The organism is Ligilactobacillus sp. MP3, from assembly GCF_024436335.1.
Taxonomy (GTDB): Bacteria; Bacillota; Bacilli; order Lactobacillales; family Lactobacillaceae; genus Ligilactobacillus; species Ligilactobacillus salivarius.
Window position 1 is genome coordinate 1 of sequence record NZ_JANFQI010000009.1, and the last position, 25944, is coordinate 25944.

Genomic DNA, 25944 nt, shown 5'->3' on the forward strand with positions numbered 1-25944 from the left:
AATGAGAGCTAGGAAGTAATTCCTAGCTTTTTTATTTATCTCATAGAATAATAGAATAGATATATGCATAGTAAAAAGTTCCTACCGGTTTTCGATAGGAACTTTTTTAATTGTCTGAAATTGTTTTAGACTTAATGAATCTAATAGGTAAAATATAACTTTTTTGTTTTAGATCTTCATCAGGATGAGCAATTCTACGTTCTAGAAGTTTAACCAATAAAGCAGCAATATCTTTAGTAGGTTGAACAACAGTTGATAATTCAGGATGATATTGTTGGATAAATTTAGTACCATCAAAACCAGTTATCTTTAATTGTTCAGGAATATTAATACCAAGTTCTTGTGCTGCTTGAATGACTAGCAATGCAGTAAGATCATCGGTACATACGATTCCATCTGCTTTGTGTTCAGAAAGTAGTTGCTTAATTGCCATAATTTTGAGCATAGGTGTTTCTGAAAAAGATACTGGATGAATATGTAAAGTTAATCCTAACTTTTTAATTGTGTCACGATAACCTGAAAGTCGATGGTCAGTTGGATTACCTTTTTGAACTGGATTACCTACAAAATATATATGTCGACAACCAGCATCGTACAACTCTTGAGTAGCAATAACTCCACCTTTATAGTTATCCGAACTAACAATAGGAACATTTTCAGATAAACTTCTATCAAAAGAAACGATTGGCAAACCAAATTCTTGATACTCATCGATACCTAAATTATGAGCACCGGCAATAATTCCATCAACTTGATTGGCTAAGAGCATTCTTAAATAAGAACGTTCTTTTTCTTTATTATAAGCAGCATTACATAAGATAACTTTATAACCATCTTCAAAAAGTTTATTTTCTATTTCTTCGACCAATTCACCAAAAAATGGATTGGAAACACCAGGAAATATTAAGCCAACTAGATTAGTCTTTTTACCGTGTAGCGAGCGGGCTAATGAGTTAGGTTGGTAATTTAACTCCTTCATTGCTTCATGTACTTTATTACGAGTTTTATCACTAATATAACCGTAATTATTAATAACACGTGAAACAGTTGTAGGAGAAACGCCAGCCTTTTTAGCAACATCGCTTAATTTAGCTCGCATATAACTTTCACTCCTTAACTAAATATTTTTCATATTCCAATAGGTACCAGTATATTGTAGCTTTTTATCACTAATAAACGCAATCTTATTATTACCATCAGGAGCAAAAAATCTTAAAGTTAAGGTATGTCTACCATTATTAACAAAGATTTCGCAAATAGAACCGTCAACGAATATATCTAAGCTAAGTTGTTTGTTAGCTGGCAAAGCAATAGTTCTAGTTGTACCGTAATCTTCTGCGAAAGGAATACCAGCCTTACTACGATCTACTGTAAGGAAAGCATCATCAGCAGTAGAGAATTTAATTTCAATTCCTTGGGATAGATCTTTATTAGCTGCTAGGAATAATTTACCATTTTGACCAGCTGTAAGATCAAGTTTTAATTCATAATGTTTTGAAGCTGTAGAGTGGACAATTTGTTGGCCATCAAATACTTCTTCACTTCTAACAAGAGTTCCTTCTTCTCTAAGTGATGCCATAGCTGGAACAGGACGTTGGTATAATTCACCATCAACTACAGATAATTCTTTAACCTGACTTAAGCAGTTAGCCCAGTTTTCACTATCAGTTGGATAAGAGATGTCAGGAAGTCCAATCCAAGAAATAGCATAAGCTTTACCATTAGGTGCATTGAATGCTTGTGTAGCATAAACATCAAAACCATCGTCAAGATTTAGAGGTGCTTTTTGATCAGTATTGAATTTAGCTTTGTCTAAACGAATATCTGAACCAACAATATACATATTAGGATAGATATTTTCATAATCAGCAACTTTCTTATCTAAACCTTGTGGGCAGAAAATAAGTACAGGTTGATCATCAACAAAGACTAAATTAGGGCATTCTACCATGTATCCCATTTCTTCTTCAGTAAAATCAAGATAACCTAGGTCTTGCCAGTTCTTTAAATCTTTTGAACGGAAGAGTGAGATTTTACCAGTCTTTGTTTCAGCATCTTGAGCACCTAAGATAACAAAGTATTCATCGCGATGTTTTAGTAATTGTGGATCACGAAAATGTTCTGTTATATGATCTACAGGTTCAATCATAGGTTTATCAAGTTTAGTAATATTGTTGTCCTTGTCCATGATCGCACCAATTTGATAAGGGTAACGAACCCATTCTTTACTACGATGATTACCAGTATACATTAAGAATAATTTATCATCGATAACACGTGCTGAACCAGAGTAAGCACCATGACTATCGTATTTAGTATCAGCATTGATTGCTAATCCGAGGTTCTTCCAGTGAACTAAGTCTGGAGAAGTTAAATGAACCCAAGATTTCAAACCATGAACTGCACCAAATGGATAAGATTGATAGAAAACATGGTACTCATCATTAAAGTAAGAAAAACCGTTAGGATCATTTAATAAGCCTGATTGAGGGCGAATATGATAAGACATTTGGTATTTTGAAGCTGTTGCTTGTGCCTGTAACTTCAGTAAAGTTTCCGCATCCCATTCAGAATATTTTTTATAACGTGATTCACGTGTCCATTCCATAATAATTCCTCCTATTATTGTAAACGTATTCTCATCTGTTATTATATTTAATATCGAAAAAACTGTCAATCGTATAACATAACTACAAGCATTATTATAGCATGTAAAAAAGTGATTAAATGAGGAATAAATCACTGAAATTGTCATGAAATATTGGATTTTTATCTGAAATAGAGATTTTTGAGCATTTTTAAGCCAAAATTGCTAAACGATATTCATAAAATTTAATTAAGTAGAGAAAATATAGATTTCATCAGCGTTTTAAAGGTATTTTTAAAAGAAATAAAATATTTTTTGTGATAAACGATTGACATATAATAAAAATGCGTTATCATAAATAGTGTAATAATTATTAAGCGTTTTCAAGAAAGCGTAAATTTAGATGAGAAGGAAGTGTAGATCATGGATCACAAAAAAGTTGCTAAAAATGTAGTTGACGCTGTTGGTAGAGATAATTTAATCGCTGCCGCTCACTGTGCTACGAGATTACGTTTGGTACTTAAAGACGATAAGAAAGTAAATCAAGCTGCTCTCGATGCTGATCCAGATGTAAAAGGAACATTTAAAACAAATGGACAATATCAAGTTATCATTGGACCGGGCGATGTAAATAACGTCTATGATGAATTGATTAAAGATACAGGTTTAAAGGAATTATCTACAGATGATTTAAAGAAGGTTGCTGAACAAGGTCAAAAATTTAACCCAGTAATGGCATTTATCAAGCTATTATCAGATATTTTTGTACCAATTATCCCTGCCTTAGTTGCTGGTGGTTTGTTGATGGCTTTGAACAACTTCTTGACTCAACCTGGATTATTCGGACCTAAGTCAATTGTTTCAACATCTCCAGTTATTAAGGGCTTATCAGACATGATTCAATTAATGTCTGCTGCTCCATTTATCTTCATGCCAATTCTAGTTGCAATCTCAGCTTCTAAGCGTTTTGGTGCTAACCGTTTCTTAGGTGCTGCTATTGGTATGATTATGACTTCTCCAGATTTAGGTAAGACTGCTAAATACTGGGACATCTTCGGAATGCATGTTGCTCAAACAAACTATGCTTATCAGGTTATTCCTGTAATCGCTGCCGTATGGGTACTTGCCTTTTTGGAAAAGAGATTCCACAAGTTGTTACCAGCAGCTGTTGACTTCACATTCACACCATTACTTTCAGTTATGATTACTGGTTTCTTAACATTTACAGTAATTGGACCAGTTCTAAAGACTGTATCTGATATGTTAACAAACGGTATTGTATGGTTATACGACACAACAAGCTTTGTTGGTATGGGTATTTTTGGTTTAACATACTCTGCAATTGTTATGACAGGTTTGCATCAAAGTTTCCCTGCAATCGAAACACAATTGGTTACAGCATTTGCTAACGGACATGGTGCCGGTGACTTTATCTTCGTTGTTGCATCAATGGCTAACGTTGCTCAAGGTGCTGCAACATTCGCAATTTACTTCTTAACAAAAGATAAGAAGATGAAGGGTCTATCCTCATCTGCTGGTGTATCTGCTTTACTAGGAATTACTGAACCAGCTTTATTCGGGGTAAACTTGAAGTATAAATTCCCATTCTTCTGTGCTTTAATTGGTTCTGGTGTGGCAGCTGCATTTGCAGGCTTAATGCACATTATCGCAGCTTCAATGGGTGCTGCTGGATTTATCGGATTCCTATCTATTTATCCAAAATCAATTCCAATGTACGTTGTTGCTGAATTAATCAGTTTCGCTGTAGCATTTATCTTGACATTTATCTACGGTAAAGGTCACATGAAAGAAGAACAAGTAGCTCCTGTTGTATCTGCATCTGAAGCTGCTGAAACAGAAGCAAAAGTTGAAGAACAAGTAGCTGCTGAAAGCAAATTAAACGATGAAGTTGTTGCAGCTCCAATTAGTGGTGAATCAAAGAAATTAACTGACGTAAATGATCCTGTTTTCTCTACTCTAGCAATGGGTAATGGTGCTGCAGTTGTTCCAACTGATGGTACAATCTATGCTCCAGTTGATGGTGAATTAACAGTTGCTTATGAAACTAAGCATGCTTATGGCTTGAAATCAGATAACGGCGCTGAAGTATTAATCCATGTCGGCATTGATACAGTTAACTTGAAAGGTCAACATTTCGAATCATTCGTAAAACAAGGCCAAAAAGTTAAGAAGGGCGACAAGTTAGGAACTGTTGATTTAGATGCAGTCAAAGCAGCTGGCTACGACACTACAGTAATGGTTGTTGTTACAAACACTATGAACTATGCTTCTGTTGATAGAATTGACAATACAAAAGTAAATCATGGTGACGATTTAGTAGCAGTAACTGCAAGATAAGAATAGATTGGAAAAGTATCTGACTTAATTAGGAGTCAGATACTTTTTTATTTTTTTGAAAATGTAAGCGATGTTGTATAATAGTGCTAAGAGAAATTGTAAAGGTGGGATGTTAGTTGAATAAAGCAGCGATATTACATATACCAGCAAGTGAGATGGCTTATTATGAAAATAAGGATGAATTACACCTTCAATTACAATCAGCCCACAATGATTTAGCGGATGTAACGGTTTTGGTAGGTGAAGTTAGCGGGAATAATAATGATAGCTGGAGATATGAAAGCTTTTTTATGCAGAAAACTTTCGCAACTAGATATCATGATTATTGGGAAGTCACATTAAAATTAAACAAAAATGAAGCACAATATGTATTTAAAGTTACAGACACTTACGGTAATGTGGGACTTTATGACGCCCAACGTTTATGTGAAGCTACGGAAGAAAATGCCAATTCACCACATGGATTTATTATTGAAAATAGAGATATGCGACAAGTAACGCAAATTCCAGATTGGGTTACAAAGACAGTCTGGTATCAAATCCAAATTGATAGATTTGCTAATGGCAACGATAATCTAGCTAAGTTATCCGAGAATGAAGACAATACAACTCAAATTTTAGGCGGAGATCTAACTGGTATTTTGAGTAAACTAGATTATTTACAAAATTTAGGCATTAATGGCATTGTGCTATCTTCTATTTTTGAAGGTGATGGACCATTTAAATTAACGACTAATGATTTTTATAGCATTGATAGCCAATTTGGCAATAAAGATCTCTTCAAGATGTTAGTCAGCAACTTACATCGCCGCAATATGAAAGTAGTACTAAAAATGAATTTAGCTTATTTAAGTGATAATTCTAGACAATGGCGTGAAATTCTAGAAGAGGGACAACATGCGAAATATGTAGATTGGTTTAATATTAAGGGATTTCCACCTAAATATAGCCAAGATCCACATAATAAAAATATTGTCAGAGCTAATTATAAACTCAGTGAGTTAAATCCACATTATCCAACATTGAATTTAAAAAATCCAGAAGTTCAAACATATCTAATTCAAGCAATAAAATATTGGGTAGAACATTTTGAGATTGATGGATTAATATTGGATCATGCTGATAAATTGAGTCGAGAATTTGTACATTTATTAAACCGAAATCTTAAGAAGATGAAACCTGATTTTTACCTAGTTGGGAAATCAGAATTGAGTACTATTAGTGTAGTTCAATTAGGTGATTTTGATGCGATGACAGATGATGCTTTGGGTAATTTATTATTGAATTTTGCTAGAGATAAGAAAATCGCCGCTAGTGAATTTAAGTATCAATTAAGTCGCCAAATGTTAGCTCAAAATACCAAGCTAAGTCGAGTGACTTTAAGAACATTGGATGATTTAACATCTTCGAGAATTTTAACGCGCTGTCGCGAAAATAAAGCTTTGATGCGCTCCTTGTTAACCTTTATGTATTTATTAAAAGGTAGTCCAGCAATTACTTATGGAACAGAACTAGGTCTTTCAGGGCATGATTTTCCAAGTAATCTAGCAGGAATGGATTGGAACCAAGAAGATCAAGACGATAAGATGATGCGTTTTATCAAAGTGTTGAATAATTTTAGGTTGCAAAACTATAAAATTCTAAGTGAAGGCAGTTTTGAGTGGGGCCAGATTAGTGATAGTTATGATTATGTAAGTTTTATCAGAAGAAAAGATAAAAGAAGATTATTTGCTTTATTTAATTTTGGCTACAATGGAATAAAATTTGTCTTACCTAAACATGCTAAATTAATTTTAGGTCAAAATATTGTAGATGAAAAATCCGAAATAGGTCAGTACGGATTTGTAATATTAGAAGCATAAAGTAAAAGCATATTTGGAAATCATTTCTAAGTATGCTTTTTTAGTAATTCGAGAAATTATGATATATTAATTGTAATGTTATGATTTTTATTTTATAGAGAATAAGGGAATTAATATGTACGGAAGAAGAAAAATGCGGACGAGGCGAGGGTTGTCTCGAATTCAAATTATTACTTTGAGTTTTCTACTAGCGATAATGATTGGTAGCTTGATTTTAATGTTGCCTATTATGAGTGCGAATGGAGAAAGTACAGATTTTGTTGATGCACTATTTACTGCAACAACAAGTGTCTGTATTACTGGATTAGTAACAGTTACGACAGCAACTCATTGGTCGAGCCTAGGACATATCGTAATTTTATTGCTAATCCAGCTTGGAGGTTTAGGAACGATAACGCTGATGTCGTTAGCCTTTTTTGCAACTGGTAAGCGAATATCACTACAAAATAGACTATTAATGGCTGATGCTTTTAATCTAGATAATAATAAAGGAATTGTAAACTTTGTAATTCGAGTCATTAAAGAGTCATTGATGATAGAAGGATTAGGAGCAATAGCTTATTCTATATATTTCATACCACACTTTGGTTTTCTTACAGGAAGTTGGTATTCAATTTTTCATTCAGTATCTGCTTTTTGTAATGCCGGAATTGACTTATTGGCAGATAATAGTTTAATTGCTTATGCAGGTAATTGGTGGCTGAATATCGTAACAATGCTACTTATTGTTTGTGGGGGTCTAGGTTTTACAGTATGGAATGAATTAATAAAAGGTTTTGTTAATCAGTACCGTTACTACAAAAATGGTAGGGGAAAAAGATTAAAAAATACACTGTCACAACATACTAAGATGGTTTTGACAACAACATTTGCCTTGATATTTGGTGGAGCAATTCTATATTATCTTTTTGAAAGAAGTAATCCTAACACATTAGGTAGTGTTAAAAATAGTCAGGCGATGTTAGAGGCACTATTCCAATCTGTGACTACTAGAACAGCTGGTTTTGTAACTATTCCTCAAGCAAACTTAACCATTCCATCAGTAATGTTGACAGTTTTCTTAATGTTTATTGGTGGATCACCAACTGGTACAGCTGGTGGAATTAAGACAACCACATTAGCAGTGATACTAGCTGAAGTTAGAGCAACGATAAAAGGTGAGCCAGAAGCAATTTGTTTCAAACGGCAAGTTCCACGTCAAACAACCAGAAAGGCGATTGCGATTACACTGATTAGTGTTGCAGCAAGTGTTTTAGCGGTGTTACTGATGTACTTTATCCAAGCTGGAGATATGACAGATAATGTCTTTGAAGTTTATAGTGCTTTGGGAACAGTGGGTATAAGTCGTGATTTGACTCCACATTTAACGACAGCAGCAAAATATTTGATTATTGCTTGCATGTATTTAGGTAGAGTAGGTCCAATTTCTATTTTATTAGCATTAATGAGAAGAAAACATCATGCAAATCTAAAATATGCCCCGGGAAATATTAGAGTAGGTTAGAAGGAAGGTAGAAAGATGGATAAGTCATATGCAGTTTTTGGTTTAGGAGAGTTTGGGCGAAGTGTTTCCTATGAATTAATGGAAATAGGAGCCGATGTGTTAGCTATAGATAAGAATGAAAATAAGATTACAGCGATTGCTGATGACGTAACAATGGCCATTTCCATTGACGCATTAAATGAAATGGCATACGAGAAACTGGGATTGAATAATATGGATGGTGTGGTTGTTTCAATGTCAGGTAATCTCAGTGCTTCGATCATGGCAATTATAGCGGCTAAAGATGCAGGAGTGCCTTTAGTAATAGCTAAAGCATCGGATGATACACAGAGAACGATTTTTAAAAAAGTTGGAGCTGATCGAGTGGTCATTCCTGAACGCGATGGTGCGATGCGAACAGCTCATAATTTAGTTGCAAAAAATTTCTTAGATTACATAGAACTTTCAGATAAAATTTCAATAATAGAAATAAATGTTAAAGATGAATGGTTACATAAACCATTGGCAGAATTAGATTTACGTTCAAAATATGGTCTCAATGTAATTGCGATTAGACGAAATAATGATTTGCAGACAGATATTGGCCCTAATTTGACTTTTGACAAGGGAGATACAATTCTGGTTGTAACAGATAAACACGATTTAGGATTATAAAAAAGTCTTAAGATGCACAATTTATAACTAAGTGTATGTTAAAATAGCAGGTAAATTAAGCTAAGGATGGGATAGTGTGAAGACTATTTTTCGACTAATAGTAAGGCTGGGAATTATAGCAGTAATTCTAGTAGGAATACAAAAAGTCTTAACAACACCACGATATTTACAGGCGATAATGCCATATGTAAATCAAGTAGAAGAATTATTAGGGAAAAAGACCAATTATACACTTGAAAGTGGAGAACAGAAGAATAAAGTACAAACGGATAATGTTAAATATGACAATAACCGTTGGCCTAACAATACAGCCACAGTCTATATAGACATTGATGATAGTACTTTATACAATGCCTTTGTGTCAGCAATAAAACAGTGGAATAATACTGGTGCGTTTACGTTTAAGATTGTGAATGATAAGAAAGACGCAGACATAGTAGGCAAGTTAATGGAAAATGATGATGGAACTGCAGGAACGACAGATACTACAACTGACGAGCAAACTAAGCGTATTATTAAGGCTACAGTTTATTTAAATCGATATTATCTAGAAAGTGCCACATATGGTTACAGTGAACAACGAATTATTAATACTGCTGAACATGAGTTGGGACATGCGATAGGACTAGATCATACCAATGAAGTATCAGTTATGCAGCCAGCAGGATCTTATTATACGATTCAGCCTCGCGATGTAGATGTCGTTAAGAAACTGTATCAGGAAAATTAGAATTAAATTTAGGGGAGAAGATTGGGTGGAAGATTATCTAATTACAATTGTAATACCAATGTATAATGTCGAGAATAGTATTGAAAGGCTTATTATTAGTATTTCGAAGGCATTCAAAAATCAAGAAAGTTTAGTAGAAGTGTTAGCTATAGATGATGGATCTACGGATAAAACTGTGAAAATTTTTGAAGAGCTCCAAAAAAAGAATCAGGCATTAGCATTAAAATTAATAAGAAACTCACATGGTGGAGTAAGTAAAGCTAGAAATACAGGGATTAAATATAGTACAGGACAGTATGTAACCTTTGTTGATAGTGATGATGAGCTTGCCTTAGTAGATATAGTTGATTTGAAAGAAAAACTAGCCCAAAAAGCTGAGATAATAATTTTTGATACGGATAGAAATGAGGCTATAGATCTAAATAAGGATGGTAACAGAGCAGAAGTTTTGGCAGAAATTTCGATGTTAGGTAGACATGTGATTAGCACAGGAATACAGGACAAAATATATTTACGATCGTTTCTGATTGAAAATAAGATATCTTTTAATGATAGATTACGAGTAGGAGAAGATACACTATTTGTTTTTGATGCAGTATCATTGGCAAATAAAGTAGTAGAAACAAAGGGTAAATTTTATGTAGTTCATGATTCTAGCTCAGTACATTTATTCAATGAATATAATGTAACTAATGAATTACTTTTCCGTAAGTATTTGTTAGAAATATTATCTAGACTTAAATCTAATTCAATAGTCGAAAAAATTAAAATACGTTTTGGTATAACTGGAATAATCTTTCTGATTGAATGTTATTTTGCACCTTTAGTGAGAACTGGACGCTTGACCTATACAGAAGCTAAGGCAAGGTTAGAAGATATTGTATGTGAAGGACAGTATGAAGGTTTTAACAGAGATGTCTTTGACAAAGCATTATCTAAGCGTGGAAAAATCTTTAGAAAATTAATTAATAAGGGAATGTTTAAAACGGCAATTTTCTTGTTAAATACTGAAGATAGGATAAAAGGAATTAATCGAATATAAAAGTAAAAATTGCTAGAGATCATTATTAAAACGATCTTTAGCAATCTTTTTATTATTGAGAAATTATTTAATTTTCTTTACAAAAATTGATATTCTTCTAGAGAATCAAACCAGTCATAACGTAGTAATTGTTTTAACTTCTTATTTACTGGAATCCAAATACCACTACGTAAAATATCAATCATAGTTTTTAAGAAAAGTTTATCTTTGATAGTACTTTTTGGTCTATCAACCGTAATAATCTCATTGTCTTCGGTTTTTAGAGTAATTGTTTTATTATTAACTTTTACAACTTGTGCAGGAACAATATCATTTTCATTAATTTTAACTTCTATATTTTTTTCATTCATTTTAATCAGCTCATTTCTAAAAGAAACACTTATCTGTATCAACGATTCCTATATTAACAGAGTGTTATAAAGTAAATGTAAACGATAACTAAAGATTTGTTAAAATAATTGACGATATTTTGAAATTTTAGTAGATAAATCTTATTTGGTATAATTAAGGTGTGAAATAGAAAGAGGTGGGATGATGAAAAGGAACATAGTACTTATTCTTTGTTGCATATTCCTCTCGCTAATAGGAATAAAGAATATTCAAGCTGATGTAAATTATGATGTAAAAGACTATACAGTTAATGTTAATGTTCAAAAAAATGGATCATTAATAATTAAAAGACATATTCGCTATGATTTTCCGGATGAAGCACATGGCGTATACTATCGTCAAAATTTGGAAAGTAATCAGCAAATAAGTCAAACTCAAGTATGGATTAATGGACAAGAAGCCCAACAAAATGATAGTGCGGAGAATAATACATATAAACTAACGCATGATGATAAAGGATATTTATTTAAGGTCTATCATAACGCTGATAATCAAGAAGTGAATTTCACATATCAATATGTATTAAATAATGCTGTTATTAACTGGAAAGACACAGCTGAATTGAATTTTAAAGTAATTGGTGATGGTTGGGAAACTGAGTTAAATAATATAAAGGTAACAATTAAATTACCAGGACAAAACGTTTCTGTTTTGCAAGCTTGGAGTCATGGACCATTAACAGGAACAACGAAAGTAAATAAAAAATTAGGAGAAGTAACACTTAGCTTGGATGAATTACAGGCCAAAACTTTTGTAGAAAGTCATATTTTGTTTCCAGTAGCTCTCACTCCGGAGAATACTAATGTACGAAATGAAAAGCATAAGGCTGAGGTTCAGAAACAAGAAAAACAACTAGCCTTAGAAGCTAATCGAAAACGTAAAGTGCAGGAAAGAAAAGATAGACTTTGGGCTGGAGCGATGTTTGTAGTAATCTGTGTGGGATCATTTGGAAGTATCTTATATAATTTGATGCCACTAAAAGAGGAGACTTACCGTCCATTATCAATCAAGAATGCCCCTCATGTGTTCGAGCTACCAAATTATGAAGCTGCGGTAGCGCAAAGTTTATTTAGAGATACAGATCCTGATAACAAGGCGTTAAGTGCTTATTTGCTAGAGCTATCAGTAAAAAGAGTAATAAAAATTGAACCAATCCCAAATAAAAAGAAAGACTATCTTTTAACCCTACTGGATGAAACAGCATTATCCAATAATGAAATATTAAAATTGTTGTTTAACAAAATAGGTGATACCAAGCAGGTAAGTATGAAACAAATAAAGAAATACGGTAAGAAAAAGCATGAACATATGAATGTTGTAAATGCGTATAAGGCTTGGCAGAAATCAGTTAGAACTAAGGCTAGCAAACTAGGATGGGTTTCGGATAATGCAAAATCGGCTATGATTAGAAGAGCAATCATTTCTGGTATTTTGCTGTTAATATTAATCGTGGGACTCATTGTCACTGATAATTCAGCCGCTCTATGGGTCATGGGGGTAAGCTTAGTGTTACTAGTGGCCTCAATTCTATACTTTATAATGAAAGGTTCAATTTATACCAAAACAGGTGCAGCTGGAATGACAGAGCTGCGAGGTTTTTATCGTATGATGGACGATATTGGTAGATTTAATCTTAAAGAAGTTGGTGACATTGTTTTATGGGAAGGACTGTTACCATATGCAGTTGCTTTAGGATTATCTAAAAAAGTATCTAAAGCCTTAATTGACAACTTTACAAGTGAAGAACTGCAAAATAGTAATTTTATTTACTACTATCCATTCATCTATCATAATGGAATTGCTAATTTTAGTAATGATTTTAATAGTAGCTTTACCAGAGGAATGGGAAATTATTCCTCACCATCAGGCGGATCCGGTGGCTTTTCTGGCGGTAGTTCTGGTGGATTTGGTGGTGGCTCTGGTGGTGGAGCATTTTAGAATGAATCTCAGTAGGAAACTACTGGGATTTTTATTTTTGCGTTTATTGTTAACTTTATTATAAAAATAGGTTAACAATTATTGGGGTATGGGGTATAATATCTATATGTTTTGAATTAGAAAGTGAGGAAGAAAATTGAAAACAAAAAATGTAGCATTAATTGCGATGATGACAGCAATTATTATTGTATTAGGATTTGTACCACCAATTCCTTTGGGATTTATTCCTGTTCCAATAGTTTTACAAAATATGGGAATAATGTTAGCTGGAGCTATTTTAGGCTCTAAGCGTGGATTTTTATCAGTTATTATTTTCTTACTATTAGTAGCAGCTGGATTTCCACTAATGACAGGTGGTGGAGGAGGAGTTGCAGTCTTTGTTGGAGCAACCGCTGGCTATATTTATGCTTACCCATTTGCAGCAGCATTAATAGGCTATGGGTTAAAGAAATTTTCGTATTCAAATTTCTGGCTAGAACTTTTAGTGGTTTGGGTAGCAGGTGTTCTCTTTATAGACGTTTTAGGAGCAGTAGGGTTAACAGTTATAGCTCACATGCCATTTATGAAAGCATTGATAGCTAACTTAGTATTTATTCCTGGTGATACAATTAAAGCTTTGGTTGTAGTGCTAATTTATAGAAGATTGAAAAAAATGAATGTTATTGAAAGCTAGAAAAAAACTAGATTTTCAGATTAAAAATATCAATATCCAAAAAGACGCTAGAAATTAATTTCTAACGTTTTTTAAGTTTGAGACTTTTTCAAAGAATTCTTTTGTAAGTTAGACTTTGAATTAAAAATGTGGGACTATTATGCATAAACAGGATGAAAATTCAATCTGAAATAAACTTATTGTATTCTGAAATAAACTTATTGTATAATGATACTATTATTTCGATGAATGTAAGTATAGAAAGGAAAAAATAGTGTTTAAGAAATTAAAAAAATTAGGAATAAGTATCTTAACTTCTTTGATAATAGTAACAGGTGTAGGACAATTAAGTTTAATCAAGGCTGATCAAACTTTGCCACAACTAGATTTAGAGGCTAAATCTGCAATTGCGATAGATGCAAAAACGGGACAAATTATCTATGCCAAAGATGATAAACAAACATATCCAGTTGCTTCAATGTCCAAACTTTTGACAGCTTATATATTATTACAAGCAATTCATGAAGGAAAAATTACTTGGGAAACTAAAGTAACTCCTACTGTAACTGAAGTAGATATCAGTAATAATACAGAGTTAACAAATGTTCCTTTAAAAGAAGGGCATAGCTATACTATAAAACAGTTATATCAAGCTATGTTGGTGGGCTCAGCGAATGCAGCAACTATGTTGATTGGCAATGCTATTTCAGGAACGCAGACTAAGTTTATAGATAAGATGAGAGAAACTGCCAAAAGTTTGGGAATTACAGATGCTAAAATATATAGTGCTAATGGATTGACAGCTAAATATTTAGGCGATGAAAGATATCCTAATACAGATGAAAATGCAGAAAACGAATTTTCAGTACGAGACATGGCGATTATTTCGCAAAAGTTGATTAAAGAGTATCCAGAGATTTTAGAAACGACAAAATTAACCAAGATCGACTTTAACGATAATGGAGAAATTACAACTGTTAATAATAAGAATGAATTGCTACAAGATGATTCAAATTTAGAAGTTGATGGTCTTAAAACGGGAACATCAGATGCAGCAGGTTATTGTTTTGCATCAACAACTAACAAAGATGGTCACCGCATTATAACAGTAATTGCTGGAGCAAAAGACAATGATGCTAGATTTGATCAAACCAAGAATTTGTTAAATTATATTTACAATAATTATGATTACTTGGCTATAAGTACAAATCAAGCGTTAAGACAGAATGTTAAAGTCAAGTATGGAAAACAAAGCAGTATATCAACAATAATCGGAAATGATTTAAGTTTATGGGTGCCTAAGAACACTAGAGCAAAGGCGCTACAAATTAAATTAACACCAAAATCTTCTACAATAGAAGCACCAATCAAGCAAGGTGAAGTAGTTGGAGAGTATCAAATATCTGTTGCTGGTAATTTAGGATTTATAGATGGTTCAAATAATTTAAAAACTAAAGCATTATCTGATAATAATGTAGAAGGAATTAATATTTTCATAAAATGGTGGCAGATGCTAACCGAGGTAATATAAGGAAGAAGGCGAAGTTCAATAAATGAGCTTCGTCTTTTTTCAGCATTTAGTATGAAATGCTGAATTGATAAGATGACTTTATCAGTATTTATAAATAAACTATTCAGCATTTAAGATTTAATATGCTGATATATGCTGAATTTAAAATATAATTTGCTGATTAAATGCGTTTAAAATCAGTAAAGCATGTTAGAATTATCTAAGAGGTGATGAAAATGCTTTCTCAAGAACAAAGGTTAGAAGAAATTAAAGAGATGTTAGCAAAAAAACATAAATTAACAACGCACGAATTAGCGGATCATTTTGGGATTGCATTTGATACGGCTAGAAGAGATGTATTGAGATTAACATCTACAGGTCAAGCAGCTAGAATTCATGGTGGATTAATGGAAATAAAATTTAATAACGTACCAGGATTTGTAACGCGTTCCCATATCCAGTCCCCAATTAAAGCTAAAATGGCACGACTAGCTAGAGAAGAATTTAATCCAAGTGGCTTGTATTTTGTAGGTGCCTCCACAACATTAATGCAGATGTGTGAATTGTTAGGACAAGTTAATACTACAATTATGACTAATTCGATTGATAACGCTGTGAGGTTAATGCTGAATAAGTTGCCAGAAGTAGAATTATTAGGTGGAAAAATCGATAAGGGAAATCGTTATACATATTCAATGGAAACATTGTCTCAATTAGATAATATTACTTTTGATGCTGCATTTATAGGAACTTCTAAGATTCAATCAGATGGAGTCATGGTAGTAGATTCGTATGATGCGGCAATTGCTAAAAAAGTTGTTGAAAGATCGAGGAAGGTTATTTTAGTTGCTCAAAAGTATAAATTTGTAACTAATAATTCTTCACCATATAAGTCCGCTAATTTAAAGGATATTGATGTATTAATTACAGATGTGCCATTAGAAGAAAAATATCGTAAGTATTTTAAACCAGATATAAAGATAAAGTACGTGAAAGAAGATGAGATCAAATGATAAAACATATATTTACAGACATGGATAAAACATTATTGAATGATAAAGGGCAAATTAATCCAAAAACAGTAGACTATCTACGAAAAATTGACTTGCCACTAACTTTAGTAACTGCACGTGCACCTAAAGAAATGCAATTTGCAATTGATGATTTAAGGCTAAAAGGAGAACAAATAGCATTTAATGGTGGATTGATATTTTTACCACGTAAAGATGGAAATGAAGTAATTTCTTCTAATCCATTGCAAGCAGAATCTGCTAGACGAGTAATTGAAAAAATTCAAGATAAATACGAAGGCGTGTCAGTAAGTTGGTATACAAAAGATGAATGGTATGCTCAACAAGAAGATGATGGTACAAGATATGAGACAAGTATCACTAATATCAAACCAACATTGAAGAAATATGATGAAATTGACTACACTGAACCTATTTATAAAATTATGATTGTTGGAACTAATATGAAAAATTTTGATAAGGTTGTAAACATAATCAGAGATATAAACTTAGAGGGTGTTAGTGCAAATCATTCTAATTATAATTATTTTGAAATTACTAACAAAGTTGCTGTCAAAAGTTTTGGAATAGAATATATTAAACAAAGAGATAGCTTAGAGAAAGAAGAGTTATTAGCATTTGGTGATGGAGAAAATGACCTTAAGATGTTTGAAACAGTTGGTACTTCGGTAGCGATGGGAAATGCTAATGATAAAGTTAAGTCAATTGCGACATATACAACTCTATCAAATGAAGAAGATGGAATTGTGCATGGTTTAGAAAATATCGTTAATCATTTACTATAAAATAAAACCCACGATAAATCTAAGTAGAAATTAGACTTATCGTGGGTTATTTTATATGATTGATTATTTTTCTTTTACAGATTGAATTAATTTTTGCATTGCAGCTTGAGTAGCTTCATTTTGAGCTTGTTGGATTAATTCTTTTTGTTGTTCTGTTGACATTTGAGGATTGGCTTGCATTGCAGCAGCAACTTTAGCCTTAACTGTAGTTTCTACTTGAGATTTCAATGCAGCCTGATTCTTTTTCACTAACTTATCTAATTCTTTAGCTTGTTTAGCTGTTAATACATTCCAATCACGATTGATGTTGAAAGTGTAGTAGCGATGTTTCAATTCGTTATTATTGTGAAGGATACCGAAGAAGAATTTGGATAATCCATCTTTATAAACATAGCGTTTTTCAGTAACTGTTACATTCGGTTTATCGCTTGTAATAACGTACTTAGCACTAGAATCCTTTGTTTTCATAGGCTTTGTCTCTTGTTTGGACGAAGTTTTGTAAAGATAAACTTTTTCAGAACCATTTCCAAGTGGTTGGTATAAAAGTACGTTCATCTTATCTGAAGCTGAAACTAATTGATAACGAGTAGTAGTAGTTTTTACTTTCATACCGTAGTGGTAAGTATCATTAGCAACAATTGAGACACCACTCAAAGTAGCAATTACTAAGAAAAAGAAGGCAATAATTCCATGATATTTATTAAATGGAATTACAGAACAAATAAAGAAGAATACTAAAGCAATAATTAGTAAGATAACGCTCATTATTTTTTACCTCCTAACATAGCAGCTTCACGAGCACGATTTCCTTTTTTGAGGAAGAATGCTAAAGCTAAGGCAACAATTGCAAAGATTGCGGCTACTAAAAATGCAGCTGTATAACCACTTAAAACAGCATCAATAGCCTTGTCACGATAAGCTAAAGGTGTTGCGTGAAGTAAGGACTTAGCAGGCATATTATCCTTAGTAGTTGTACTTAATACAGATACTAAAATAGCAGTACCGATTGAACTAACAACTTGACGGAAAGTATTGTTTACAGCAGTACCGTCAGAAATTTGCTTGAAAGGTAAGACGTTCATACCAGAAGTTGTAACAGGCATCATAACCATTGCAATTCCGAACATACGCACAGCATAGAAAACAGTGATATATAAAATAGAAGTGTGACTAGTTAGGAAAAGGAATGGTAATGTTCCTAGAGACAACATTGTCAAACCAGTGATTGCCATATATCTAGCACCGTAGCGGTCAAATAAACGACCAGTAATTGGAGACATAATGGCCATTGCCATCGCACCTGGAAGTAAAATTAAACCAGAGTGGAAAGCTGATTCTCCGCGAATATTTTGAATGTATAATGGTAAAATCATTTCAATTCCCATCATCGCAAGGTTGGATACACTTGATAAGATGGCAGCAAGACTAAATTCTCCATATTTGAAAACAGAGATATCAAGGAATGGTACTTCCATCTTAAGCTGACGCCAACCAAATAAAATAACGAAGATAATACCAACAAAAATAAATGCTAGTACAAGTGGATCAGTCCAACCGTCGTTACCAGCTTTGGAGAATCCATAAAGCATAGAACCAAAACCGATAATGGATGTAATAGCAGAAATAACATCGATATCTTGATCACGGTTAGGGATAACATTTTTCATTAAGAAGATTGAAAGAATGATAACACCTAAAACAATTGGAAGCATCATACCAAATAAATCACGCCATGAGAAGTTATCAACGATCCATCCGGAAAGAGTAGGCCCAATCGCAGGAGCTACACCGATCGCAATCCCTACAGTACCCATTGCGGCACCACGTTTTTCAGGCGGGAAGATGGATAACATGATTGTTTGAAGAAGAGGCATAGATACCCCAACACCCAAACCTTGGATTAAACGTCCAGCTAACAATGTAGCAAAGTTAGGGGCGATAAATGATAATAAAGTACCAACAAAGAATGTTGACATAGCACCAATGTACATTGTACGAGTATTAAATTTGTTAATCATCCATGCGGAGATAGGAATCATAACCCCGTTAACTAACATAAAACCAGTTGTTAACCATTCAACCGTTGCGGTGCTGATGTCAAATGATTTCATAATTGCTGGAAATGCAGTTGCGAGTAAAGTAGCATTTAAAATAGTACAAAAAGAACCAATCATTAAAACGAGAACTAGTAAAGATCGGTTATATGGTTTTCCGTAAATATCAGTAGCTTGTGTTTCAGCCAATTTTTGTTTCCTCCTTAAATAATATATTTTCATAGCTTACAATTTAACTTTGAAAATATTACACCCTAATTTTATTTTTGTCAAGAAAGTTGACAAATGAGTTAAAAAAGTTACAATTGATGTATAATATATGGACAAAAGAAAGGAGCAAAGTTGTGTTTTTTCAAAATACAGATGGTAAAAAGGCGATGGATGATATCCAAATTGGAATAGGGGATATGAGCAAATCTACCGGTGTTTCTTCTCGACAATTAAGATATTGGGAGGAAAAAGGATATATAAAATCAATCAATGATGGTGATGGAAATAAAAGAAAGTTCACAATTAATGAATATTGTCATATAAGATTGATAAAACATTTTTTAGATGAAGGATATACTTTAAATGCTTCAATTGAAAAAGCAGAGGAGCGCAGACAACAGTTATTAGTTTTACGAAGATTTGGTGTTGAAATTATTAAAGATGTTGAGATAACAGATAAAGATAAGCATTATGGCAAAATTGATTTGGGAAAAGTATGCAACGATGAAAATAAGCATGCATATGGAATAGTAAATGAAGATGGGTGTTCAATAGAAATAGAAGGTGAAGAATAATGGATTTTAGCAAGGTTCACCATATTGCGATTATTGGAACAAATTTCGAAGAAATGAAAGAGTTTTATGTAGACAAACTAGGCTTTACTTTGTTAGATAAGCATGTTAGGCCAGAAAAAGATGATATATTATTTAATGTTGGATTCGGAGAAATGGTATTAGAAATCTTTATCAAAGAAGGAGCTCCAGTTCGACCAACCTATCCAGAAGCTAAAGGATTACGTCATCTAGCTTTTAGAGTTGATAGTGTAGAAGAAACTGTTAAAGAATTAACTGCCAAAGGGGTAGAATGTGAACAAATTCGTAATGATACCTTTAACGGTAAGGCGATGACATTTTTTAATGATCCAGCAGGCACACCATTGGAAATCCACGAATAAAAAAGTTAAAGCTAAAAATAAAATATCCTAAAAATTAAAAAGAATGATATAGAGATAGGACCAATTTTCTAATTTATACAAACAATCGTTTACATTGTATAAATTAGAAAATTGGTCCTATCTTAAAAAAGAGAATTTTGACTACTTAGCTAATTCTTCTTGAATTTGATTTTGAATATTTGATAATTGCACTTCAACGTTACCATTTTCAAGGGCATTATTAATTAAATAATCAGCTGTCTGCATGACATTATTATAATTTTTGAATTCAGGATATTTTTGTGACTTTGCCATAATACTTGCAAATTTTTCCTCGGTTAAAGCATTGTCAGCATTATTTTCCTTTTGTAAATTCTCAGTAATGTCTTTACTTTTCATGACACTTGATGCTCCTTGAGAGTAAGTGAAGAGCTTTTGTTGAACATCTACATTAGCATGATCAGCCATTCTTAGCTCTTCTTCAATATTGCGTTTTTCATTTGTTGTTAAACAACAAAAGGGTGCTTATATTGACTGGGAAAAAATCCAGCAGGAGCAAAAGGATTGCAAGAAGCATTTACACAATATGCTGCTGGTCGTTCATTAAGTGAAACAAAAGTTACAACTTTACAAGATAACTTAGATCAATTAGTTCCAGGTTTGGCAGCTTTAGGTTTAACATTCTTATGTATGTATCTTTTGAAGCGTAAAGTTTCCCCAATCGTTATTATTCTTGGAATCTTCGTATTAGCTATTGCATTCCATGTAATTGGTTTACTATAAAAAGAAAGGTTGAGATTTAAATGGTTAAGTCACTAAACACAAAAATGGATATGTCTTGCAAAGGTACATGGTATCGTAATGGTCCTTTTTACGGAAATATTATGGTTGGTGACAACGCCTTTGAATTTTACAACGAAACAAAGTTACAAGATTATATCCAAATTCCATGAGATGAAATAACTTATATAGTAGCAGATGTTTATTTTGGTGGAAAATATATTCCACGTTTTGAAATTAGGACAAAAAGCAATGGTACTTTTAGATTCTCTGCTAGAAATAGTCGCCAAACTTTAAGAGCTATTAAAGCTAGAATTCCACGTGAAAGTTTGAGAAAAGCACCAAGTATGGGATTTATTCTCAAACATAGATTTAAGAATTTGGGTAAAATGATCTTGAAGAAGAAAGCTTAATAATAAGACAAAGACTGGTAAAATTATCAGTCTTTGTTTTTTATGTAGATTGTGATGACGAAGGAAATGGAAGTTTAGAACGTTTAAAGAAAGACTCATTCTATTGGTACAAAAAAGTTATTGAATCAAATGGTACAGATTTAGATTAAAAAATAGAAATGGACTGATATGTATATAGTGCATATCAGCCCATTTTTTTACTATATAAAAAGACTTAGGATCTAGACTCCTAAGTCTTGTGGTAAGTATTCTATTGAAGCACACGAACTGCGAAAGATGGTTGGAAGTATTGAGTGCTACCAACTTTTACACTTTCACCAGGTTCTGGAGCATGGATAAAGCTACCACCACCAGTTGCGATTGCAACGTGGTAGGAAGAACCTTTAGCACCCCAGAAGTATAGATCTCCTGGTTGAGCAGCAGATACAGGGATAACTGTACCAGTATTTTCTTGAGCTGTTGTTACACGAGGTAAGTTAACACCATAGTGTGCGTATACGTATTGTACTAAGCCAGAGCAGTCAAAACCAGATGGTGTAGATCCACCCCAAACGTAAGGAACACCAATGAATGATTGTGCGTAACTAATGATTGAACTAGCTGAAGCAGAACCAGTATTAGTTGTTGTAGTTACGTTAGAAGTATTAACTGCTGTAGCGTTGTTGTTTGTAGCTGCAGTATTAGTTGTAGTTGCTTGTTGAGTATTGTTTGTTTGAGCAACAGAACTGGAGCTAGCAGCAGAACTACTTGATGCTGCTGGAGTAGTTACGGTTTGTTGTTGACTGCTGCTTGTTTGGGCAACAGAATTATTTGCAACAGATTGTTGTGAACTACTTTGAGCAACTGAATTAGTAGCTGCAGTATTGTTTGTAGCAACACTATTAGAAGAAGAAGAACTTTCTTCTTGGCTAGGTGTCTTTGTAGGGTTAACAATTGTTAATGTTTGTCCTGGTAATAATGTGGCACCAAGATTATTATTTGAACGAAGAGAATCAATTGAAACTCCAAAACTTTGAGCAATAGAGTACAACGAGTCACCAGCTTTAGCTGTGTATTGTACTTTTTGTGCATTGTCATCTTTTACTTCAGAACTACTTTGAGTAGTTACCTGTGAAGAACTTTGTTGAACTGCAGAACTAGAGCTAGCAGCAGGTTGTTGAGCAACAGAACTGCTTGAACTTGTAGTAGTAGCTTGTGAAGCAGCTGGAGTAGTTACAGAAGAACTAGTAGCTGTTGTTGTAGCAGAGCTACTTTGAGCTGTTGAAACGGCTTGTGAACTGCTGGAAGCAGAAGTAGCTTGTGCTTGACTACTTTGATTATCAGTTGCTGGAGTAGTAACAGCTGCTTTATCTTGTGCTTGTTGTTGAGTACTTGATGTGCTTGTAGCAGCAGCTGAAGTTAACTTAATAACTTGTCCAGGATGGATAATGTCACTAGCATTCAAGTTGTTCAAAGATAACAACTCATCAAGAGAAATGTGATTATTTTGGGCAATTCTCCATAATGTATCACCACTCTTGATGGTATAAGTAGATTTATTATCATTTTTATTTACAGTTTGAGAGCCATCCTTTGAAGGAATTTGTAAAGTTTGACCTGTAATAATTAAATGATTGCTGTTAATACGGTTTAACTTTTCAATAGATTGAATAGAAACACCATACTTCTTGGATAAGGCCCAAACTGTTTCATTTTGCTTAACTTTATGTGTAGTAGTTGAATCGGCATTAGCGGCAGTACTTGATGCCAGAAGTACTCCTGCAGCACCGACTGTACCTACTAATAACTTCTGTGCTGTTTTTTTCAAGTAAGTCACTCCTTAATGTAATCCCTGAAGATTATAGTAAATTATTTTAACATCTACATTGTACCCCTTTTTTATTGCAAGTAACTATATAAATATATTACATTTATGTAAAATCTCGTAATAATTGTGTGCCAAATAAATAATAAGAATATAGCTAGATAGGACAATGAACCCTAATTCTAAATAACTCATTTTTGAAGTTTTAAATTACATAAATGTTACATAAAAGTTAAATTATGATAGTGAGGAGTTAAGTATTACAGGAAGTAGCGAATATTATTAAGAAAATAATTGACAATTATTTGAAATTACGATAATTTTTAAAGTAGTAATATTAGATTATTATTAGAAATATTTTTATATTATATAATAATGAATATCATATTGTTACTGAATTTTTATTTTGGAAGGTGAAGGAAATGACGAAAGTATACAACTTTTCAGCTGGTCCAGCTGTGTTACCAAAAGAAGTTATAAAAAAGGCACAAGATGAACTAACTTCTTTTAAAGGTAGTCAAATGAGTGTAATGGAGATAAGTCATCGATCTTCACTTTACACAGAAATGTTTCAAAAAGCAGAAGAAGATTTGAGATATTTAATGGAAATTCCAGATGATTATGATATTTTATTTCAACAAGGTGGAGCAACTTTACAATTTACGGCAGTTCCACTAAATTTAGCTAATAATTATCGAAGAATCGGATATATAGATACAGGACATTGGTCTCAAAGAGCGTATCAAGAAGCAGAATTATTACATAAATTTGATGTAGATGTTGTTGCAAGTTCTAAAGATAGTAACTACACTGAGTTAGTGCATCAAGTTGAATTGGAGAACAAAAATTATGATTATGTTCATTTAACTACTAATAATACAATTGAAGGAACAATGTATCGAAAATTACCTTCTGGACTTGCCGGACAAACTGTTGTAGCAGACATGTCGTCTAATATTTTAGGACAAAAATATAATGTAGATGATTTTGGATTAATTTACGCTGGTGCTCAAAAGAATATTGGTATTGCAGGACTAACAGTGGTGATTGTAAAACGTGATTTAATTGGGAAAGTAAACAATTTACCTTCAATGTTAGATTACAAGAAGCAAGCTGATAAGCAATCAGCTTTGAATACACCACCAGTTTTTGCGATTTATATGGCAGGATTGGTATTTGAATGGTTAAAAGAACAGGGTGGAGTAGCAGCGATGCAAGCTCTAAATGAAGAAAAATCACAATTACTATATGAATATTTAGATAATTCTACGTTATTTAGTTCTCCAGTAAAAAGAGAAGATCGTTCATTAACAAATATTCCTTTTGTGACTGGCAATAAGCAGTTAGATGAAAAATTTATAGCAGAAGCCACATCAGCAGGACTATTGAATTTAAAAGGACACCGTTTAGTAGGTGGAATGAGAGCTAGTTTATACAATGCTTTTGAACTAGAAGGTGTAAAAGTATTGGTAGATTTTATGAAGGAATTTGAGTTAAAAAATAAAGGGGAATAATATAATTATGAAAGATATAAAAACTTATAACGTAATTGCACAAGAAGGACTAGATGAATTACCAGCAGATATGTACACGGTGAATAAAAGTACTAAACCTGATGCTTTGTTGATTAGAAGCCAAGATATGCATAAAACACCTTTTGGAACTAGTGTTTTAGCGATTGCTCGAGCTGGAGCAGGAGTAAATAATATTCCTTTAGAGAAAGCAACTTCACAAGGAACTGTAGTTTTTAATACTCCAGGTTCAAACGCAAATGCGGTTAAGGAACTTATTATAACAATGCTATTACTATCTGTTAGACCAGTTTTTGCATCTGTAAAATGGGCCCAAAAATTAGCTGGGGCAGATGTTTCTTTACAAACAGAAAAAGGTAAAAATCATTTTGCTGGAACTGAGTTATATGGAAAGAAAATAGGGATAATCGGTTTAGGTAATATTGGTTCACGTGTGGCTAAGGCATGTATGGATTTGGGGATGAAAGTAATTGGATATGACCCATATATTTCTGTTGAAAAAGCATGGCAACTTTCCAATGATATTCCTAGAGCTGAAAGTTTGGAAGAATTGCTAGAACAAAGTGATTTTATTACTATTCATATTCCTTACACTGATAAAAATAGAAATATCATTGGTGAAGATGAGATTAATGTGATGAAAGATACGGCAGTATTACTCAATTATTCACGCTGGGGAATTGTGGATGAAGATGCAGTAATCAAGGCACTTAATGCTAAAAAATTACGTTTATTTATCACAGACTTCAGTTCTGAGAAAATTTTAAATCACAAACAAATAATTGTAACTCCTCATTTAGGTGGAACAACAGAAGAAGCAGAAGTTAATGGAGCTAAGATGGCTGCTAATACTTTGAGAAAGTATCTTGAAACTGGAGATATTGTTAATTCCGTTAACTTGCCAAATGTAGAAATGGCATTCGATGCTCCATTGCGTCTAACTCTTATTCACCAAAATGTTCCTAATATGGTGGGTAGAATTACTACTATTTTGGCTAAAGAAGAAATAAATATTGATAACATGATTAACCGTTCACGTGGTAAAATTGCTTATACAATGATTGATGCTGCGGATATTTCAGAAGAAAAGCTCAAAGAACTAAAGAAAGAGTTACTAGAAATTCCTGAAGTTATCCGAGTTCGAGCATTGCATAATCCAAAAGTTGTGAAATGA

General features: G+C 33.1%; 22 protein-coding genes and 3 pseudogenes. 18 read left to right on the top strand and 7 right to left on the bottom strand.

Annotation, left to right across the window (positions count from 1 at the left end; translation table 11 throughout):
- Nucleotides 1-106 precede the first annotated feature (106 nt).
- Complete coding sequence (locus NOU10_RS07250; protein WP_003700709.1) at nucleotides 107-1099, bottom strand: LacI family DNA-binding transcriptional regulator; 993 nt, start codon at nucleotides 1097-1099, stop codon at nucleotides 107-109.
- An 18-nt stretch (nucleotides 1100-1117) separates the two neighbouring features.
- Complete coding sequence (locus NOU10_RS07255) at nucleotides 1118-2608, bottom strand: sucrose-6-phosphate hydrolase (RefSeq protein ID WP_255906445.1); 1491 nt, start codon at nucleotides 2606-2608, stop codon at nucleotides 1118-1120.
- A 402-nt stretch (nucleotides 2609-3010) separates the two neighbouring features.
- Between NOU10_RS07255 and NOU10_RS07260 the strand changes: the two genes are divergently transcribed.
- The 6 genes from NOU10_RS07260 to NOU10_RS07285 all read left to right on the top strand — a co-directional run bounded on the left by NOU10_RS07260 (nucleotide 3011) and on the right by NOU10_RS07285 (nucleotide 10737).
- On the top strand, nucleotides 3011-4945 hold the full coding sequence (locus NOU10_RS07260) for a sucrose-specific PTS transporter subunit IIBC (RefSeq protein WP_069468787.1): 1935 nt from the start codon (nucleotides 3011-3013) through the stop codon (nucleotides 4943-4945).
- A 116-nt stretch (nucleotides 4946-5061) separates the two neighbouring features.
- A complete protein-coding gene (locus NOU10_RS07265) occupies nucleotides 5062-6807 on the top strand; it encodes an alpha amylase N-terminal ig-like domain-containing protein (RefSeq protein ID WP_255906446.1) in 1746 nt (581 codons plus the stop codon).
- Nucleotides 6808-6958: 151 nt separating this feature from the next.
- Nucleotides 6959-8311 (top strand): TrkH family potassium uptake protein, encoded by a 1353-nt coding sequence (locus tag NOU10_RS07270; RefSeq protein ID WP_255906447.1) that lies wholly within the window; start codon nucleotides 6959-6961, stop codon nucleotides 8309-8311.
- Between the two features lie 15 nt (nucleotides 8312-8326).
- Entirely contained in the window at nucleotides 8327-8965 is a 639-nt protein-coding gene (locus NOU10_RS07275) for a TrkA family potassium uptake protein (RefSeq protein ID WP_255906448.1), read from the top strand.
- Between the two features lie 76 nt (nucleotides 8966-9041).
- Nucleotides 9042-9695, top strand: a complete 654-nt coding sequence (locus NOU10_RS07280; protein WP_003709069.1) for a matrixin family metalloprotease — start codon at nucleotides 9042-9044, stop codon at nucleotides 9693-9695.
- 25 nt (nucleotides 9696-9720) lie between these two features.
- Nucleotides 9721-10737: a glycosyltransferase gene (locus NOU10_RS07285; protein ID WP_255906450.1), complete on the top strand. Its 1017-nt coding sequence runs from the start codon at nucleotides 9721-9723 to the stop codon at nucleotides 10735-10737.
- Nucleotides 10738-10814: 77 nt separating this feature from the next.
- Here the strand turns inward: NOU10_RS07285 and NOU10_RS07290 are convergent, their stop codons facing one another.
- Nucleotides 10815-11087 (bottom strand): hypothetical protein, encoded by a 273-nt coding sequence (locus NOU10_RS07290; RefSeq protein ID WP_255906451.1) that lies wholly within the window; start codon nucleotides 11085-11087, stop codon nucleotides 10815-10817.
- Between the two features lie 184 nt (nucleotides 11088-11271).
- Here NOU10_RS07290 and NOU10_RS07295 point away from each other — a divergent pair, with 184 nt between their 5' ends.
- The 5 genes from NOU10_RS07295 (at nucleotide 11272) to NOU10_RS07315 (ending at nucleotide 17043) form a co-directional block, all read left to right on the top strand.
- On the top strand, nucleotides 11272-13065 hold the full coding sequence (locus NOU10_RS07295) for a DUF2207 domain-containing protein (RefSeq protein ID WP_081533449.1): 1794 nt from the start codon (nucleotides 11272-11274) through the stop codon (nucleotides 13063-13065).
- Nucleotides 13066-13201: 136 nt separating this feature from the next.
- On the top strand, nucleotides 13202-13738 hold the full coding sequence (locus tag NOU10_RS07300) for a biotin transporter BioY (protein ID WP_003705057.1): 537 nt from the start codon (nucleotides 13202-13204) through the stop codon (nucleotides 13736-13738).
- Nucleotides 13739-13991: 253 nt separating this feature from the next.
- Nucleotides 13992-15248, top strand: a complete 1257-nt coding sequence (locus tag NOU10_RS07305; RefSeq protein WP_255906452.1) for a D-alanyl-D-alanine carboxypeptidase family protein — start codon at nucleotides 13992-13994, stop codon at nucleotides 15246-15248.
- A gap of 215 nt (nucleotides 15249-15463) precedes the next feature.
- Complete coding sequence (locus NOU10_RS07310; RefSeq protein ID WP_255906453.1) at nucleotides 15464-16240, top strand: DeoR/GlpR family DNA-binding transcription regulator; 777 nt, start codon at nucleotides 15464-15466, stop codon at nucleotides 16238-16240.
- Nucleotides 16237-17043, top strand: a complete 807-nt coding sequence (locus NOU10_RS07315) for an HAD family hydrolase (protein WP_255906454.1) — start codon at nucleotides 16237-16239, stop codon at nucleotides 17041-17043. The genes NOU10_RS07310 and NOU10_RS07315 overlap by 4 nt, the downstream gene beginning before the upstream one ends.
- Before the next feature lie 63 nt (nucleotides 17044-17106).
- Here NOU10_RS07315 and NOU10_RS07320 read toward each other — a convergent pair whose 3' ends face one another.
- Both NOU10_RS07320 and NOU10_RS07325 read right to left on the bottom strand, forming a co-directional pair.
- Nucleotides 17107-17808 (bottom strand): DUF4811 domain-containing protein, encoded by a 702-nt coding sequence (locus tag NOU10_RS07320; RefSeq protein WP_255906455.1) that lies wholly within the window; start codon nucleotides 17806-17808, stop codon nucleotides 17107-17109.
- The gene (locus NOU10_RS07325) at nucleotides 17808-19286 is read right to left on the bottom strand and encodes an MDR family MFS transporter (protein ID WP_003700735.1); all 1479 of its coding nucleotides are present in this window, start codon (nucleotides 19284-19286) and stop codon (nucleotides 17808-17810) included. The genes NOU10_RS07320 and NOU10_RS07325 overlap by 1 nt, the downstream gene beginning before the upstream one ends.
- A gap of 155 nt (nucleotides 19287-19441) precedes the next feature.
- On the opposite strand from NOU10_RS07325, the gene NOU10_RS07330 reads away from it, so the two are divergent.
- On the top strand, nucleotides 19442-19882 hold the full coding sequence (locus tag NOU10_RS07330; protein WP_255906456.1) for a MerR family transcriptional regulator: 441 nt from the start codon (nucleotides 19442-19444) through the stop codon (nucleotides 19880-19882).
- The gene (locus NOU10_RS07335) at nucleotides 19882-20262 is read left to right on the top strand and encodes a VOC family protein (protein ID WP_255906457.1); all 381 of its coding nucleotides are present in this window, start codon (nucleotides 19882-19884) and stop codon (nucleotides 20260-20262) included. Before NOU10_RS07330 ends, NOU10_RS07335 begins: the two co-directional genes overlap by 1 nt.
- 141 nt (nucleotides 20263-20403) lie before the next feature.
- Here the strand turns inward: NOU10_RS07335 and NOU10_RS07340 are convergent, their stop codons facing one another.
- Entirely contained in the window at nucleotides 20404-20709 is a 306-nt protein-coding gene (locus tag NOU10_RS07340; protein ID WP_255906458.1) for a hypothetical protein, read from the bottom strand.
- 37 nt (nucleotides 20710-20746) lie between these two features.
- Between NOU10_RS07340 and NOU10_RS07345 the strand changes: the two are divergent.
- From NOU10_RS07345 to NOU10_RS07355, 3 pseudogenes are all read left to right on the top strand, one after another.
- Nucleotides 20747-21024 (top strand): annotated as a pseudogene (locus NOU10_RS07345) (PTS system mannose/fructose/sorbose family transporter subunit IID); the annotation flags it as partial.
- 20 nt (nucleotides 21025-21044) lie between these two features.
- A pseudogene (locus NOU10_RS07350) lies at nucleotides 21045-21434 on the top strand (DUF956 family protein).
- 41 nt (nucleotides 21435-21475) lie between these two features.
- Nucleotides 21476-21583: pseudogene (locus tag NOU10_RS07355) on the top strand (6-phospho-beta-glucosidase); the annotation flags it as partial.
- 101 nt (nucleotides 21584-21684) lie between these two features.
- On the opposite strand, the gene NOU10_RS07360 reads toward NOU10_RS07355, so the two are convergent.
- The gene (locus NOU10_RS07360) at nucleotides 21685-23241 is read right to left on the bottom strand and encodes a LysM peptidoglycan-binding domain-containing protein (RefSeq protein ID WP_305119820.1); all 1557 of its coding nucleotides are present in this window, start codon (nucleotides 23239-23241) and stop codon (nucleotides 21685-21687) included.
- Between the two features lie 419 nt (nucleotides 23242-23660).
- Between NOU10_RS07360 and serC the strand changes: the two genes are divergently transcribed.
- Nucleotides 23661-24752, top strand: a complete 1092-nt coding sequence (gene serC, locus NOU10_RS07365) for a 3-phosphoserine/phosphohydroxythreonine transaminase (RefSeq protein WP_003705035.1) — start codon at nucleotides 23661-23663, stop codon at nucleotides 24750-24752.
- A 7-nt stretch (nucleotides 24753-24759) separates the two neighbouring features.
- Nucleotides 24760-25944, top strand: a complete 1185-nt coding sequence (locus NOU10_RS07370) for a phosphoglycerate dehydrogenase (protein ID WP_255906460.1) — start codon at nucleotides 24760-24762, stop codon at nucleotides 25942-25944.

Coding starts and splice junctions, on each gene's coding strand:
- NOU10_RS07250 (WP_003700709.1), bottom strand. CDS start 1,099: ATGCGAGCTAAATTAAGCGATGTTGCTAAAAAGGCTGGCGTTTCTCCT.
- NOU10_RS07255 (WP_255906445.1), bottom strand. CDS start 2,608: ATGGAATGGACACGTGAATCACGTTATAAAAAATATTCTGAATGGGAT.
- NOU10_RS07260 (WP_069468787.1), top strand. CDS start 3,011: ATGGATCACAAAAAAGTTGCTAAAAATGTAGTTGACGCTGTTGGTAGA.
- NOU10_RS07275 (WP_255906448.1), top strand. CDS start 8,327: ATGGATAAGTCATATGCAGTTTTTGGTTTAGGAGAGTTTGGGCGAAGT.
- NOU10_RS07290 (WP_255906451.1), bottom strand. CDS start 11,087: ATGAATGAAAAAAATATAGAAGTTAAAATTAATGAAAATGATATTGTT.
- NOU10_RS07295 (WP_081533449.1), top strand. CDS start 11,272: ATGAAAAGGAACATAGTACTTATTCTTTGTTGCATATTCCTCTCGCTA.
- NOU10_RS07310 (WP_255906453.1), top strand. CDS start 15,464: ATGCTTTCTCAAGAACAAAGGTTAGAAGAAATTAAAGAGATGTTAGCA.
- NOU10_RS07315 (WP_255906454.1), top strand. CDS start 16,237: ATGATAAAACATATATTTACAGACATGGATAAAACATTATTGAATGAT.
- NOU10_RS07320 (WP_255906455.1), bottom strand. CDS start 17,808: ATGAGCGTTATCTTACTAATTATTGCTTTAGTATTCTTCTTTATTTGT.
- NOU10_RS07335 (WP_255906457.1), top strand. CDS start 19,882: ATGGATTTTAGCAAGGTTCACCATATTGCGATTATTGGAACAAATTTC.
- NOU10_RS07340 (WP_255906458.1), bottom strand. CDS start 20,709: ATGGCTGATCATGCTAATGTAGATGTTCAACAAAAGCTCTTCACTTAC.
- serC (WP_003705035.1), top strand. CDS start 23,661: ATGACGAAAGTATACAACTTTTCAGCTGGTCCAGCTGTGTTACCAAAA.
- NOU10_RS07370 (WP_255906460.1), top strand. CDS start 24,760: ATGAAAGATATAAAAACTTATAACGTAATTGCACAAGAAGGACTAGAT.